The sequence below is a fragment of the Streptomyces sp. WG5 genome, from assembly GCF_049974565.1.
GTDB lineage: Bacteria > Actinomycetota > Actinomycetes > Streptomycetales > Streptomycetaceae > Streptomyces.
This window is the reverse complement of sequence record NZ_JBNGGC010000031.1, coordinates 24,473-36,735: the sequence shown is the minus strand read 5'-3', so window position 1 is coordinate 36,735 and position 12,263 is coordinate 24,473. Positions and strand designations below refer to the sequence as shown.

Below are 12,263 nucleotides of genomic sequence, written 5' to 3'. Positions count from 1 at the left end.
TCCGGCGCGGGCGACTCCCCGTCGGCCCGCCGCGGCCCGGTGAGCGGCGTCAGCCGGAGGCACGGAACGTGCGCCGGTACGCCGACGGTGCGACCCCCGCCTCCGCCGCCAGGTGCCGCCGCAGCGAGGTGGCGGTGGCGAAGCCGACCTCGTGGGCGATCCGTTCCACCGGGAGATCGCTGGACTCCAGCAGGTGCCGTGCCCGCCGCAGCCGCTGCTGGGTCAGCCACCGGCCGGGGCTCAGACCGGTCTCCTCCCGGAAGCGCCGGGCGAAGGTGCGCGTGCTCATCGCCGCGTGCCCGGCCAGGTCGTCCAGCGACAGGGGCAGTTCCAGCCGCCGCAGCGCCCAGTCGCGGGTGGGCCCGGTGCCGGTCGCGCCGGCCGGCGGCAGCGGCCGCTCGATGTACTGCGCCTGCCCGCCGTCGCGGTACGGCGGCACGACGCAGCGGCGGGCGACCTGGTTGGCCACCTCGCTGCCGTGGTCCTGGCGTACCAGGTGCAGGCAGACGTCGACGCCGCTCGCCGCGCCCGCGGAGGTCAGCACGTCGCCGTGGTCGACGAAGAGCACACCGGCGTCCAGCTCGACCCGGGGGAACAGCTCCTGGAAGTGGTCGCTGAGCGCCCAGTGGGTGGTGGCCCGGCGCCCGTCCAGGAGGCCGGCGGCGGCCAGCAGGAAGGCACCGGTGCAGATGGACACCAGACGGGTGCCGGGGCGGACGCGGGCCAGGGCGGCGAGGGCCTGCGGGTCCGGGACGGCGGCCGAGGCGGCGGTGATGGCGTACGGGGGGATGACCACGGTGTCCGCGCCGGCCAGTACCTCGGGACCGTGCCCGGGGGTGACGGTCAGGTCGGAGTCGGTGCGCACGGGCCGCCCGTCCACGCTCGCGGACAGCACCTCGTAGCGGCCGTCGGCGGAGCCCAGGACGCGGTGCGGGATGCCGAGTTCGAAGGGATAGACGCCGTCCAGCGCGAGGACGACGACCTTGTGGGAGCCGGGCAGCGGGTCCGGGCGCATCCGGCTCTCCAGTTCGGCGGCGCGGGCGGCGGAGTCGATGGGCATGGCAGAAATGTATCGGAGGATGACCTTCTTGCCATCGCCCCGGGTCGCGTCGTACCAGCACGATCGGGGCATGACCTCGACGGACACCTCTGCGAACCCCACCTCCTCGGATCCGGCGGCCGCCCAGGACGGCGCCCCCGTGATGCTCGCCCTGCACCAGACGGCCCTCGGCGGACCCGAGGTACTGCGGCTGACGGCCCTGCCCCGGCCCACGCCCGGCCCTGGCGAGATCCTCGTCGCCGTGCACGCGGCCGGGCTCAACCCCACGGACTTCAAGCACCGCGCGCTGACGGTCTTCCTGCCCCCGCCGCCGCTGACCCTCGGCTGGGACGTCTCCGGCACCGTGGTGGAGACCGGCTTCGGCGTCACCCTCTTCCAGCCCGGCGACGAGGTGTTCGGCATGCTGCCCTACCCGCACGGGGCCGGCTCCCACGCCGAGTACGTGACCGGACCCGCCCGCGCCTTCGCCGCGAAGCCCGCCGGGATCGACCACGTCCAGGCGGCCGCCCTGCCGCTGGCCGCGCTCACCGCCTGGCAGGCCCTCGTCGACACCGCCGGCCTCCGGGCCGGGCAGCGGGTGCTGATCCACGCCGCGGCCGGCGGCGTCGGTCATCTCGCCGTACAGATCGCCAAGGAGCGCGGCGCGCACGTCACGGGGACGGCGAGCGCCCCCAAGCACGACTTCCTGCGCGAGCTGGGCGCGGACGCCTGCGTCGACCACCGCACCGAGGACTTCACCGACACCGGCGAGCCCTACGACGTCGTCCTCGACGCCCTCGGCGGGGAGACCGCCACCCGGTCCGCGGGCGTGCTCCGACCCGGCGGTGTCCTCGTCTCCCTGCTGCCGGGCGCCGCGGACACCCGGGCAGCGGCCGAGAAGGCCGGGATCCGCGCCGTGAACCTGCTCGTCGAGCACGACCGGGCCGGGATGTGTGCCGTCGCCGACCTCGTCGAACGGGGCAGGCTCCGCGCCCACGTCTCCGGCACCTTCCCGCTCGCCGAGGGCGCCCGGGCGCACGCCCAGGCCGAGACCGGCCGCACCACGGGGAAGCTGGTCCTCACCGTGCGCTGAGAGGGTGTCCGCCGGCCGTGTCCTGCCGGGGCGCGGCCGGAGGCTTTTCCGCCGAGCCGGCCAGGCCGGCCAGCAGGACCCGGGTCAGGCCGCGCACCCACTCCTCGTCAGCGGCTTCCGCGCTGACCAGCGTGCGGTGCACCACCGCGCCCGCGACCAGGTCGAAGATCAGGTCCACGGTGCGGGCCGCCTCCGCGGCGTCCGGCTCGGGCGGCAGTTCGCCGCGTGCCTGGGCGCGGGCCCTTCCCTCCAGCACCAGGCGCTTCTGGCGTTCGACGATCGACGTGCGGATGCGCTCGCGCAGCGCGTCGTCGCGGGTGGACTCGGCGACCACCGCCATCAGGCCGCTCCTGGCCTCCGGGCGGGCCAGGATCGCCGCGAACTGGAGCACCACGCCCTCGATGTCGGCGGCGAGGGACCCGCGGTCGGGGAGCCGGAGCTCGTCGAAGAGTTCGGCGACCGCGTCGACCACCAGCTCGTTCTTGCCCGTCCAGCGGCGATAGAGCGTCGTCCTGGCAACCCCGGCCCGCGTGGCCACGTCTTGCAGGGTGAGCTTCGACCAGCCCAGGTCGACCAGGGCCGCCCGCGTCGCGGCCAGGATCGCGGAGTCCGCCGCGGTACTGCGCGGGCGCCCGGTACGGCCGGCGGGGGTGCTGCTCTGCATTCCCCGACCATAACCGGCGGGTAACCCGTTGAATCGCCGTGATGTAGATCACGGAAGCCGGGTGTTCCGGGGGTCACTTGTGGCATTACGCTACGGGTCGTAGCGAAAGTGCGGGTCCGCCCGTACCGCAGCGACGACCACCGGCGTGGGGTGGGGACCCGGCGTCAACGGAACACTTCAGGGCGGGCTTTCGGCCCGCTTTTCACGCACGCGCGGAGTACGGGGGAGGATAGACCCATGCAGCCACGGAACATGTCCATGAGCGGGGTCGTCGACCTCGCCGCGGTGAAGCAGGCCCAGGAGGCCAAGGCGAAGGCGGAGCAGGCGCGCGCAGAGGCGGCCCGGCACGGCGGGGCGGGGGCCGTCTCCCCGGCCGATCTCGTCATCGACGTCGACGAGGCCGGCTTCGAGAGCGAAGTCCTGCAGCGGTCCACCGAGGTCCCGGTCGTCATCGACTTCTGGGCCGAGTGGTGTGAACCCTGCAAGCAGTTGAGCCCGGTGCTCGAACGGCTCGCCGTCGAGTACAACGGCCGCTTCCTGCTCGCCAAGATCGACGTCGACGCCAACCAGATGCTGATGCAGCAGTTCGGTGTCCAGGGGATCCCGGCCGTGTTCGCGGTCGTGGCCGGACAGGCGCTGCCGCTCTTCCAGGGCGCCGCCGGCGAGGCGCAGATCCGGCAGACCCTGGACCAGCTGGTGCAGGTCGCCGAGGAGCGCTTCGGCCTGACCGGTCTCGCCGTCGACCCGGAGGCGGAGCCGGGCGCACAGCCCGCCGCCCCCGAGCGTCCGGCCGGCCCGCACGACGCGGCCCTGGAGGCCGCCGTTCAGGCGCTCGACGCGGGCGACCTGGCCGGGGCGGTCCAGGCGTACCGGAACGTGCTGAGCGAGGACCCGGGCAACACGGAGGCCAAACTCGGCCTGGCCCAGGCCGAGTTGCTCCAGCGCGTGCAGAACGCCGACCCGCAGCGGGTCCGTCAGGACGCGGCCGACAAGCCCGGTGACGTCGAGGCGCAGATCGCCGCCGCCGACCTGGACCTGGTGGGCGGTCACGTCGAGGACGCCTTCGGGCGCCTCATCGACACGGTGCGCGTCACGGCCGGGGACGACCGGGAGACCGTACGGGTGCGGCTGCTGAAGCTGTTCGAGGTGATCGGCGCCGACGATCCGCGGGTGACCGCGGCCCGCAGGGCGCTGGCTCGCGCCCTGTTCTAGGGGCGGTGCGGGCGCCCGTAACCGACCGGTCGGCGACCGTTCGTCCGGGTGATGCCCGTGTGAAAGAGCTGTCGACGGAACGCCAGTGCGGCCGCGCTTTGCCAAATCTTGGCAATCGCGGCCGCTGTTACTGCGAGTAAGTCGGTCTCGCCGATCTGTCGGACTCTGTCCGGCGATCCACGGTTTTGTTCCGTCCGTATGGCACACCCTGCGTCGCCGTTCGGGGCCGGTGTGTCGTTCCCCGGTCGTCCGGCCGTTACCAGCGAGTAACGAACCCCCTTGTGTCGGCGGCGAGAATGCACCACGATCGGCGACGCTCGGTCCGTTCCCGTACCCCGAAAGCCAGTCGGGTCGCGGGGGTTCCTGGGTCCCCACCGAGCAGGGCCGGCGGCAGTGGAGCCGGCTCTTGGGCAGGGGGGTCTTCGCCCACCCGGCGAAGCCTGTCCAGCAGGGTTGTGCGTGATCGTGTCAGGCGCGACCAGTGGTTGTCGCTCGGGGGTGATCGCCGGTGATTCGGGCGCGTCGTACGCGCCGCCGAGTGCGGGCGCTCTCCTTCCCGAGGACGTAGCACTTCTCCCATCCCTGCCCGGCCGAGCCGCCGATCCCGGGGCCGGCCGAGGCCAGGAGATGTACGTCCGAGAAGGAGGAAATATGGAGTCCCAGGTGCGTGGCGGGACCAGATGGAAGCGGTTCGCTGTGGTCATGGTGCCCAGCGTTGCCGCGACGGCGGCGATAGGTGTCGCGATGGCGCAGGGCGCTCTCGCCGCGTCGTTCAGTGTGTCGGGGCAGTCGTTCAAGGTGACGGCGAAGGAGCTTCGAGGCGAGGGCTTCACGCAGTACGGCGCTCTCACCGAGGGGTACACGCTCACCGGCGACAAGGTCCACCACCCGGTGGCGGTCTCGTCGTTCCGCGAGGCGCACATCGAGAAGATGTGCCAGTCCGTCGTCACGCCGAACATCCCGGTGATCGGCTCTGTCACCCTCCGGCTGGAGGCGGGTAACAGCTCGGACGAAGACAAGCAGGTCTTCGCCAAGAACCTGCAACTCGACGTCGAGAAGCTCGAAGCCGACGCCACCTTCGAGGGCATGGAAATCGGCGTGGCCGCCGGTGACCTGAGCAAGGGCCCCGGCATGCAGGGTGGCAAGGAGCAGGCCAACAGGTTCGGCTTCGCTCAGCAGTCCGACAGGGCCGTGCTCAAGGACGTGAAGCAGACGGCGTGGGCCACCACCGCCGGAACCTTCAAGCTCCCCAATCTGAGCATGTCCCTGCACAAGGGCAAGGGCAAGAACATCGAGTGCTACTGAGCGCTCGCTGACGGGCGGGGCCCCTGGCGCCCCGCCCGTCTCCCCACCGGCCGCGCCGTCGTGCGCGGCCTGCTTCTCCACCACAGCAAAGCCGTACCAGGGAGCTGTTTTCCATGAGCGCCGAGACTCCTGCCGCCGTACCCGGCCAGTTCACCCGCCGGAGGCTGCAGTTCCGTGCCTGGCGAGGCGCGCGGCCGTTCTGGGCCGGTCTGTTCGTCGCGCTGGCCGGATTTCCGATCATGTACTTCCCGTACGCGAATCTGCAGATCGGTCACCTGACGCTGGCGATGTCGACCACCGCGGGTGCCGGGTCCCTGATCATCGGTGTGCTGCTCGTGGTCCTCGGACTGAGCCTGTGGTTCCAGCGGCACATCAGGGTTTTCGCGGGCGTCGCGGCGATCCTTCTGGGACTGGTCTCCATTCCGGTGTCCAACTTCGGCGGTTTCGTCATCGGGTTCCTGCTCTCGCTGGTCGGCGGGGCGATGGCGGTGTCGTGGGTGCCGGGCACGCCCCCCGAGCCCGAGCCGCCGGCCGCGGGCAACGGAACGGACGACACCCCCGAGGGCGCGGTCCTCGACGGCCCGGAGCCCGACACCGTCATGCCGCGGCGGACGGGAGCCGGCATGCCGGACGAGCCGAACGACCTGTCAGGAACGAGCCCGGGCAACGGGGCGAACGGGAGGCACAGTGCCGGCTGACGAGGCGACCCGCGGAACTGACGTGGAGGCGTCCCGCGCGAGAACCGGGCCGCGCCACGCGGCTCCCAAGAAGCCGCTGCTCACGAGGCTCCACATGCCGGCCGGGAAGGCGATCGCCCTGGCGGCGATGCCCACGGCGGTCCTCATGGGGCTGGGGTTCACGCCGACCCTCGCCGTCGCGGACGGCAACGACCAGGGCGCGCCGTCGGCCAACAGCATGACGGCCGAGGAGTACAAGGCCTGTGTGGAGGCCATGACGGGCGCCGACAAGGGATCGTCCGCCTCCCCCACCCCCTCGGCGCCGGCGACCGGCAAGGCCGGCGACGCCAAGGGTGACGACGCCAAGGACGACGCGGGCGAGCCGAGCCCCTCGGCCTCGGCAGGGGGCTCCGGCAGCGACAAGGGCACGGAGACGGGTGCTGCCTCTTCGTCGGATTCAGGTTCCGACGACAAGGCCGAGCCCGCCCCGAGCGCTTCCGCCTCGCAGGAGAAGGAGCCGCGGAGCGAGGAGGCGTCCCCCTCGGCGACCGAGAGCGGCGGCGGTCTGCTGGAGGGCCTCGGCGACGCCATCGAGGGCATCTTCACCGGCGGCGAGAAGGCCGAGGAGAGCCCGAGCCCCACGCCGTCCCCCTCGGCGTCCGGGAGCACCGGCGAGGACGCGTTGGACCCGGCGAAGGACACCACGGACAAGGACACCGGCACGGCGTCGGGGGCGGCAGGGTCCGCCGAGGAACCGGGGGACGAGGCGACCGGGAAGGCGAAGGGCGAGGCGGAGGACGGAGCGAAGGGCGAGGCGGAGACCGGGGCGAAGGAGACGGCCGGGGAGGCCACCGCCTCGCCCGGCCCCAGCGCCTCCGAGAGCGCCGGCACGGACCCGGAGGACTGCCCGGTCGCCACGGACGAGGTGGGCGGCGTCGACAACTCCATCCCGGTGCCGGACGACCCCTGGCACCTCGAGGCCAGCTCGCTGCTCCTCAAGGGAGCCTCGTACGAGGGGATCGTCGAGGTGAAGACGGCGAGCGGCAAGACCAAGAAGGCGCTGAAGTACGTCATATCGAAGGGCACCGACATCGGTGACCTGCACCAGATCGTGAAGGACGAGCAGATCGGCAAGACCTACCACGTGCAGGCGGCCAAGGGCTCGACGTCCACGATCACCAACGGTGACACGGTGATGTACACGGAGAGCATCTCGGGCAACCTGCTCGGGCTGATCCCGATCACCTTCGACCCGGAGCACCCGCCGCCGCTGGACATCCCGCTGATCTACTTCACCGACGTGAAGGTGGTGCAGGCCGGTCAGTTCGGCGGGACCCTGCACATCCCCGGGCTGCATCAGTACATCACCGACTGAGAGCGGCCGGAACGGTGCCGAGGGCGCCCCCTGCCACAGGGGGCGCCCTCGGTGCGTACGGGACGGAACGTCAGCCGCGCCGCGTCTCCCCCAGGTGGTGCACGCGGACCATGTTGGTGGTGCCGGGCACGCCGGGGGGCGAACCGGCGGTGATCACGACGATGTCGCCGTCGCTGAACCGGCCGAGGCGCATCGTCTCCTGGTCCACCAGGTCGACCATCTCGTCGGTGCTGTTCACGAACGGCACCACGTGCGGCTCCACGCCCCAGCTGAGCGCCAGCTGGTTGCGGGTGGACTCGTCGGTGGTGAAGGCGAGGATCGGCTGGGCCGCGCGGTAGCGGGACAGCCGGCGGGCGGTGTCACCGGACTGGGTGAAGGCCACCAGGCCCTTGCCACCGAGGAAGTCGGCGATCTCGGCGGCGGCGCGGGCCACCGAACCGCCCTGGGTGCGCGGCTTCTTGCCCGGCACCAGCGGCTGCAGGCCCTTGGAGAGCAGTTCCTGCTCGGCGGCGGTGACGATCTTCGACATCGTCTTGACGGTCTCGATCGGGTACGCGCCCACCGACGACTCCGCCGACAGCATGACCGCGTCCGCGCCGTCCAGGATCGCGTTGGCCACGTCGGAGGCCTCGGCGCGGGTCGGGCGCGAGTTGGTGATCATCGACTCCATCATCTGGGTCGCCACGATCACCGGCTTGGCGTTGCGCCGGCACAGCTCGATGAGGCGCTTCTGCACCATGGGGACCTTCTCGAGCGGGTACTCGACGGCCAGGTCGCCGCGGGCGACCATGACGGCGTCGAAGGCCGCGACGACGCCCTCCATGTTCTCCACCGCCTGCGGCTTCTCCACCTTGGCGATGACGGGGACCCGGCGGCCCTCCTCGTCCATCACGCGGTGCACGTCGGCGACGTCCTTGGCGTCCCGGACGAAGGAGAGCGCGACCAGGTCGCAGCCCATGCGCAGCGCGAAGCGGAGGTCCTCGATGTCCTTCTCGCTCAGCGCGGGCACGTTCACGGCCGCGCCGGGCAGGTTGATGCCCTTGTGGTCGGAGATGACGCCGCCCTCGATGACGATCGTCCGCACCCGGGGGCCCTCGACCTCGGTGACCTTCAGCTCGACGTTGCCGTCGTTGATGAGGACCTGGTCGCCCTTGGTGACGTCGCCGGGCAGGCCCTTGTACGTCGTGCCGCAGATCGTCCTGTCGCCCGGCACGTCCTCGGTGGTGATGGTGAACTCGTCACCGCGCACCAGCTCGACGGGGCCCTCCGCGAAGGTCTCCAGGCGGATCTTCGGGCCCTGCAGGTCGGCGAGGACACCGATGGCCCTGCCGGTCTCCTTGGCGGCGGCCCGGACACGGTCGTAACGCCCCTGGTGCTCGGCGTGGGTGCCGTGGCTGAAGTTGAAGCGGGCCACGTTCATGCCGGCCTCGATCAGCGCTACGAGCTGCTCGTGGGAGTCGACCGCGGGGCCGAGAGTACAGACGATTTTCGAACGGCGCATGGGGCGATCCTATCGGTTTGTTTCGCTGCGGAATATTCCGTCTGGCGGAATGTACAAAAGGGCGGGATGCCGCTCAGGTGAGATTCCCCGAACCATTTACCAGCGCGTAGGTCTGTGACGCGATCTCCATTTCCTCGTCCGTCGGCACCACGGCCACCGCCACCCGCGCGCGGGCCGGTGAGATCAGCCGCGCCCCGTCGCCGCGCGCGGCGTTCAGCTCGCCGTCGACCACCAGGCCGAGCTCCTCCAGGCCCGCCACCGCGGCCTCCCGCACCGGCGCCGAGTTCTCCCCGACCCCGGCGGTGAAGGCCACCGCGTCCACCCGTCCGAGAACGGCGTAATAGGCGCCGATGTACTTCTTCAGCCGGTGAATGTAGATGTCGAAGGCCAGCCGCGCCCGCTCGTCGCCGGCGTCGACACGGCGGCGGATCTCCCGCATGTCGTTGTCGCCGCACAGCCCGATCAGACCGCTCCCCTTGTTGAGAAGAGTGTCGATCTCGTCGGCGGACATTTCGCCAACACGCATCAAATGGAAGATGACGGCCGGGTCCATGTCTCCCGAGCGCGTACCCATCACGAGCCCCTCCAAAGGCGTCAGCCCCATGGAGGTGTCCACGCAACGCCCGCCCCGCACCGCCGAGGCGGACGCCCCGTTGCCCAGGTGCAGCACGATGACGTTCACGTCCTCGGGCGCCTTGCCCAGCAGCTGCGCGGTCCGGCGGGAGACGTACGCGTGCGAGGTGCCGTGGAAGCCGTAGCGGCGCACGCGGTGCGCGTCGGCGGTCTCGACGTCGATCGCGTAGCGGGCCGCGGCCTCCGGCATCGTCGTGTGGAAGGCGGTGTCGAAGACGGCGACCTGCGGCAGGTCCGGGCGCAGTGCCTGCGCGGTGCGGATACCGGCGAGGCCCGCCGGGTTGTGCAGCGGGGCGACCGGGATGAGGCGCTCGATCTCGGCGAGCACCGCGTCGTCCACGACGGTCGGCTCGGTGAAGCGCTTCCCGCCGTGCACCACCCGGTGACCTATCGCGGCCAGCTCGGGCGAGTCCAGGCCGAGGCCGTCCTTGGCCAGCTCCGCCGCGACGGCCTTCAGCGCCGCGTCGTGGTCGGGGACGGTTCCGTTCCACTCACGGGCCCCGCCGCCCGCCGGCGTGTGCCTGAGCCGTGAGGTCTCCTCCCCGATCCGCTCGACGAGGCCCACCGCCAGCCGGTCGCCGCCGCGCATGTCGATCAGCTGGTACTTCACCGACGACGAGCCGGAGTTGAGGACGAGGACGCGGGCAGCGCTCACAGGTCGGACGCCTTCTCGGTGGGGGACTCGGTGGGGGACTGCTGGGCCTGGATCGCCGTGATGGCGACGGTGTTGACGATGTCCTGGACGAGCGCGCCCCGGGACAGGTCGTTGACCGGCTTGCGCAGGCCCTGGAGCACCGGGCCCACCGCGATCGCGCCGGCCGAGCGCTGCACGGCCTTGTACGTGTTGTTGCCGGTGTTCAGGTCCGGGAAGATCAGGACGCTGGCCTGGCCGGCGACCTCCGAGCCGGGCAGTTTGGTCGCGGCCACCGAGGGCTCGACGGCGGCGTCGTACTGGATCGGCCCCTCGATCCTGAGGTCCGGCCGGCGCGAGCGGACCAGCTCGGTCGCCTCGCGCACCTTGTCGACGTCGGCGCCGGAACCGGACGTGCCCGTCGAGTACGACAGCATCGCGATCCGCGGATCCACCCCGAACCGCGCCGCCGTGGAGGCCGACTGGGTCGCGATGTCGGCGAGCTGTTCCGCGTCCGGGTCGGGGTTGACCGCGCAGTCGCCGTAGACCAGGACCTTGTCGGCCAGGCACATGAAGAAGACGGACGACACGATCGACGCCTGCGGCCTGGTCTTGATGATCTCGAAGGCCGGGCGGATCGTCGCCGCCGTCGAGTGCACCGACCCCGACACCATGCCGTCGGCCAGCCCCTCCTGCACCATCAGCGTGCCGAAGTAGTTGACGTCGGAGACGACGTCGTACGCGAGTTCCACCGTCACGCCCTTGTGGGCGCGCAGGGCGGCGTACTTCTCGGCGAAGGAGTCGCGCAGCTCGCTGGCGGCCGGGTCGACCAGCTGCGCGTCGCCGAGGTCGATGCCCAGGTCGGCGGCCTTCTTGCGGATCTGCTCGACGGGTCCGAGGAGGGTCAGCTCGCAGACGCCGCGGCGCAGCAGAACCTCGGCCGCGTGCAGCACCCGCTCCTCGGTGCCCTCCGGGAGGACGACCCGGCGCCGGTCGGAGCGGGCCTGCTCCAGCAGCTTGTGCTCGAACATCATCGGCGTGACGCGGTCGCTGCTCGGCGCGGAGACCCGCTTGCTGAGGTCGGCGGTGTCGACGTACCGCTCGAAGAGGCCGAGGGCGGTCTCCGCCTTGCGCGGGGTGGCCGCGTTGAGCTTGCCCTCCAGGGAGAAGAGCCGCTCGGCGGTGGGGAAGCTGTTGCCGGTCACCGAGAGCACCGGCGTGCCGGGGGCGAGGCGGTCGGCGAGGGTGAGGATGCCCTCGCCGGGCACCTCGTCCAGGGTGAGCAGGACGCCGGCTATCGGCGGGGTGCCCGCGCTGTGCGCGGCGAGCGTGCCGACGACCAGGTCGGCGCGGTCGCCGGGGGTGACGACCAGGCAGCCGGGGGTCAGGGCGGCCAGCAGGTTGGGCAGCATGGCCCCGCCGAAGACGAAGTCCAGCGCGTCGCGGGCGAGCCCCGAGTCGTCGCCGAGGACCACCTCGGCGCCGAGGGCGTGTGCGATCTGGGAGACGGTCGGCGCGGACAGGGCGGGTTCGTCCGGTACCACCCAGCACGGCACCGGCAGCCGGTCCGTGAGCCGCTCGGCGATCTCGTCCCGGTCCTCGCGGGCGACCCGGTTGGTCACCATGGCCAGGACGTCGCAGCCGAGCCCGTCGTAGGCGCGGAAGGCGTTGACGGTCTCGGCGAGCACGGACTCCGCGGGCTGCTTGCGGCCGCCCACCACCGGCAGCACCGAGGCACCGAACTCGTTGGCGAGCCGCGCGTTCAGCGACAGCTCGTCCGGGAACTGGGTGTCGGCGAAGTCGGTGCCGAGGACGAGGACGACGTCGTAGTCGCGGGCGACCAGGTGGAACCGGTCGACCAGCGCGGACACCAGCTCGTCCGTGCCCTGTTCGGCCTGGAGGGCGGACGCCTCCTGGTAGTCCATGCCGTACACGGTGGCGGGGTCCTGCGCGAGCCGGTAGCGGGCGCGCAGCAGCTCGAAGAGCCGGTCGGGTCCGTCGTGGACCAGGGGACGGAAGACGCCGACCCGGTCGACCTGCCGGGTCAGGAGCTCCATGACCCCCAGTTCGACGACCTGGCGGCCGTCGCCGCGGTCGATACCGGTCACGTACACGCTGCGCGTCACGCGTGGT

General features: G+C 71.8%; 10 protein-coding genes. 5 read left to right on the top strand and 5 right to left on the bottom strand.

Annotated features, from left to right (window positions below; genetic code table 11):
* Positions 1-49 precede the first annotated feature (49 nt).
* Positions 50-1,060, bottom strand: a complete 1,011-nt coding sequence (locus tag ACP4IX_RS27600) for a GlxA family transcriptional regulator (RefSeq protein ID WP_426557175.1) — start codon at positions 1,058-1,060, stop codon at positions 50-52.
* Positions 1,061-1,130: 70 nt separating this feature from the next.
* Between ACP4IX_RS27600 and ACP4IX_RS27595 the strand changes: the two genes are divergently transcribed.
* Complete coding sequence (locus ACP4IX_RS27595; protein ID WP_426523528.1) at positions 1,131-2,132, top strand: NADP-dependent oxidoreductase; 1,002 nt, start codon at positions 1,131-1,133, stop codon at positions 2,130-2,132.
* On the opposite strand, the gene ACP4IX_RS27590 is transcribed toward ACP4IX_RS27595, so the two are convergent.
* A complete protein-coding gene (locus ACP4IX_RS27590; RefSeq protein ID WP_426523527.1) occupies positions 2,119-2,796 on the bottom strand; it encodes a TetR/AcrR family transcriptional regulator in 678 nt (225 codons plus the stop codon). The genes ACP4IX_RS27595 and ACP4IX_RS27590 overlap by 14 nt on opposite strands.
* 237 nt (positions 2,797-3,033) lie before the next feature.
* Between ACP4IX_RS27590 and ACP4IX_RS27585 the strand changes: the two genes are divergently transcribed.
* From ACP4IX_RS27585 to ACP4IX_RS27570, 4 genes are all read left to right on the top strand, one after another.
* Positions 3,034-4,008: a tetratricopeptide repeat protein gene (locus tag ACP4IX_RS27585; RefSeq protein ID WP_426523526.1), complete on the top strand. Its 975-nt coding sequence runs from the start codon at positions 3,034-3,036 to the stop codon at positions 4,006-4,008.
* Positions 4,009-4,659: 651 nt separating this feature from the next.
* A complete protein-coding gene (locus tag ACP4IX_RS27580; RefSeq protein WP_426557173.1) occupies positions 4,660-5,313 on the top strand; it encodes a DUF6230 family protein in 654 nt (217 codons plus the stop codon).
* A gap of 113 nt (positions 5,314-5,426) precedes the next feature.
* A complete protein-coding gene (locus tag ACP4IX_RS27575) occupies positions 5,427-6,011 on the top strand; it encodes a DUF6114 domain-containing protein (protein WP_426557171.1) in 585 nt (194 codons plus the stop codon).
* The gene (locus tag ACP4IX_RS27570) at positions 6,001-7,365 is read left to right on the top strand and encodes a hypothetical protein (protein WP_426557169.1); all 1,365 of its coding nucleotides are present in this window, start codon (positions 6,001-6,003) and stop codon (positions 7,363-7,365) included. The genes ACP4IX_RS27575 and ACP4IX_RS27570 overlap by 11 nt, the downstream gene beginning before the upstream one ends.
* Positions 7,366-7,435: 70 nt before the next feature.
* Here ACP4IX_RS27570 and pyk read toward each other — a convergent pair whose 3' ends face one another.
* The 3 genes from pyk to pta all read right to left on the bottom strand — a co-directional run bounded on the left by pyk (position 7,436) and on the right by pta (position 12,256).
* Complete coding sequence (pyk, locus tag ACP4IX_RS27565) at positions 7,436-8,866, bottom strand: pyruvate kinase (RefSeq protein WP_426523522.1); 1,431 nt, start codon at positions 8,864-8,866, stop codon at positions 7,436-7,438.
* A gap of 73 nt (positions 8,867-8,939) precedes the next feature.
* Positions 8,940-10,154, bottom strand: coding sequence for an acetate kinase (locus ACP4IX_RS27560; RefSeq protein WP_426523521.1), 1,215 nt, complete (start codon positions 10,152-10,154; stop codon positions 8,940-8,942).
* Entirely contained in the window at positions 10,151-12,256 is a 2,106-nt protein-coding gene (gene pta, locus ACP4IX_RS27555) for a phosphate acetyltransferase (protein ID WP_426523520.1), read from the bottom strand. Before pta ends, ACP4IX_RS27560 begins: the two co-directional genes overlap by 4 nt.
* Between the last annotated feature and the right edge of the window lie 7 nt (positions 12,257-12,263).

Excerpts from the sequence above, each read along its gene's own strand:
- ACP4IX_RS27580 (WP_426557173.1), top strand. The coding sequence starts at position 4,660 with ATGGAGTCCCAGGTGCGTGGCGGGACCAGATGGAAGCGGTTCGCTGTG.
- ACP4IX_RS27585 (WP_426523526.1), top strand. The coding sequence starts at position 3,034 with ATGCAGCCACGGAACATGTCCATGAGCGGGGTCGTCGACCTCGCCGCG.
- pyk (WP_426523522.1), bottom strand. The coding sequence starts at position 8,866 with ATGCGCCGTTCGAAAATCGTCTGTACTCTCGGCCCCGCGGTCGACTCC.
- ACP4IX_RS27590 (WP_426523527.1), bottom strand. The coding sequence starts at position 2,796 with ATGCAGAGCAGCACCCCCGCCGGCCGTACCGGGCGCCCGCGCAGTACC.
- ACP4IX_RS27595 (WP_426523528.1), top strand. The coding sequence starts at position 1,131 with ATGACCTCGACGGACACCTCTGCGAACCCCACCTCCTCGGATCCGGCG.
- ACP4IX_RS27575 (WP_426557171.1), top strand. The coding sequence starts at position 5,427 with ATGAGCGCCGAGACTCCTGCCGCCGTACCCGGCCAGTTCACCCGCCGG.
- ACP4IX_RS27600 (WP_426557175.1), bottom strand. The coding sequence starts at position 1,060 with ATGCCCATCGACTCCGCCGCCCGCGCCGCCGAACTGGAGAGCCGGATG.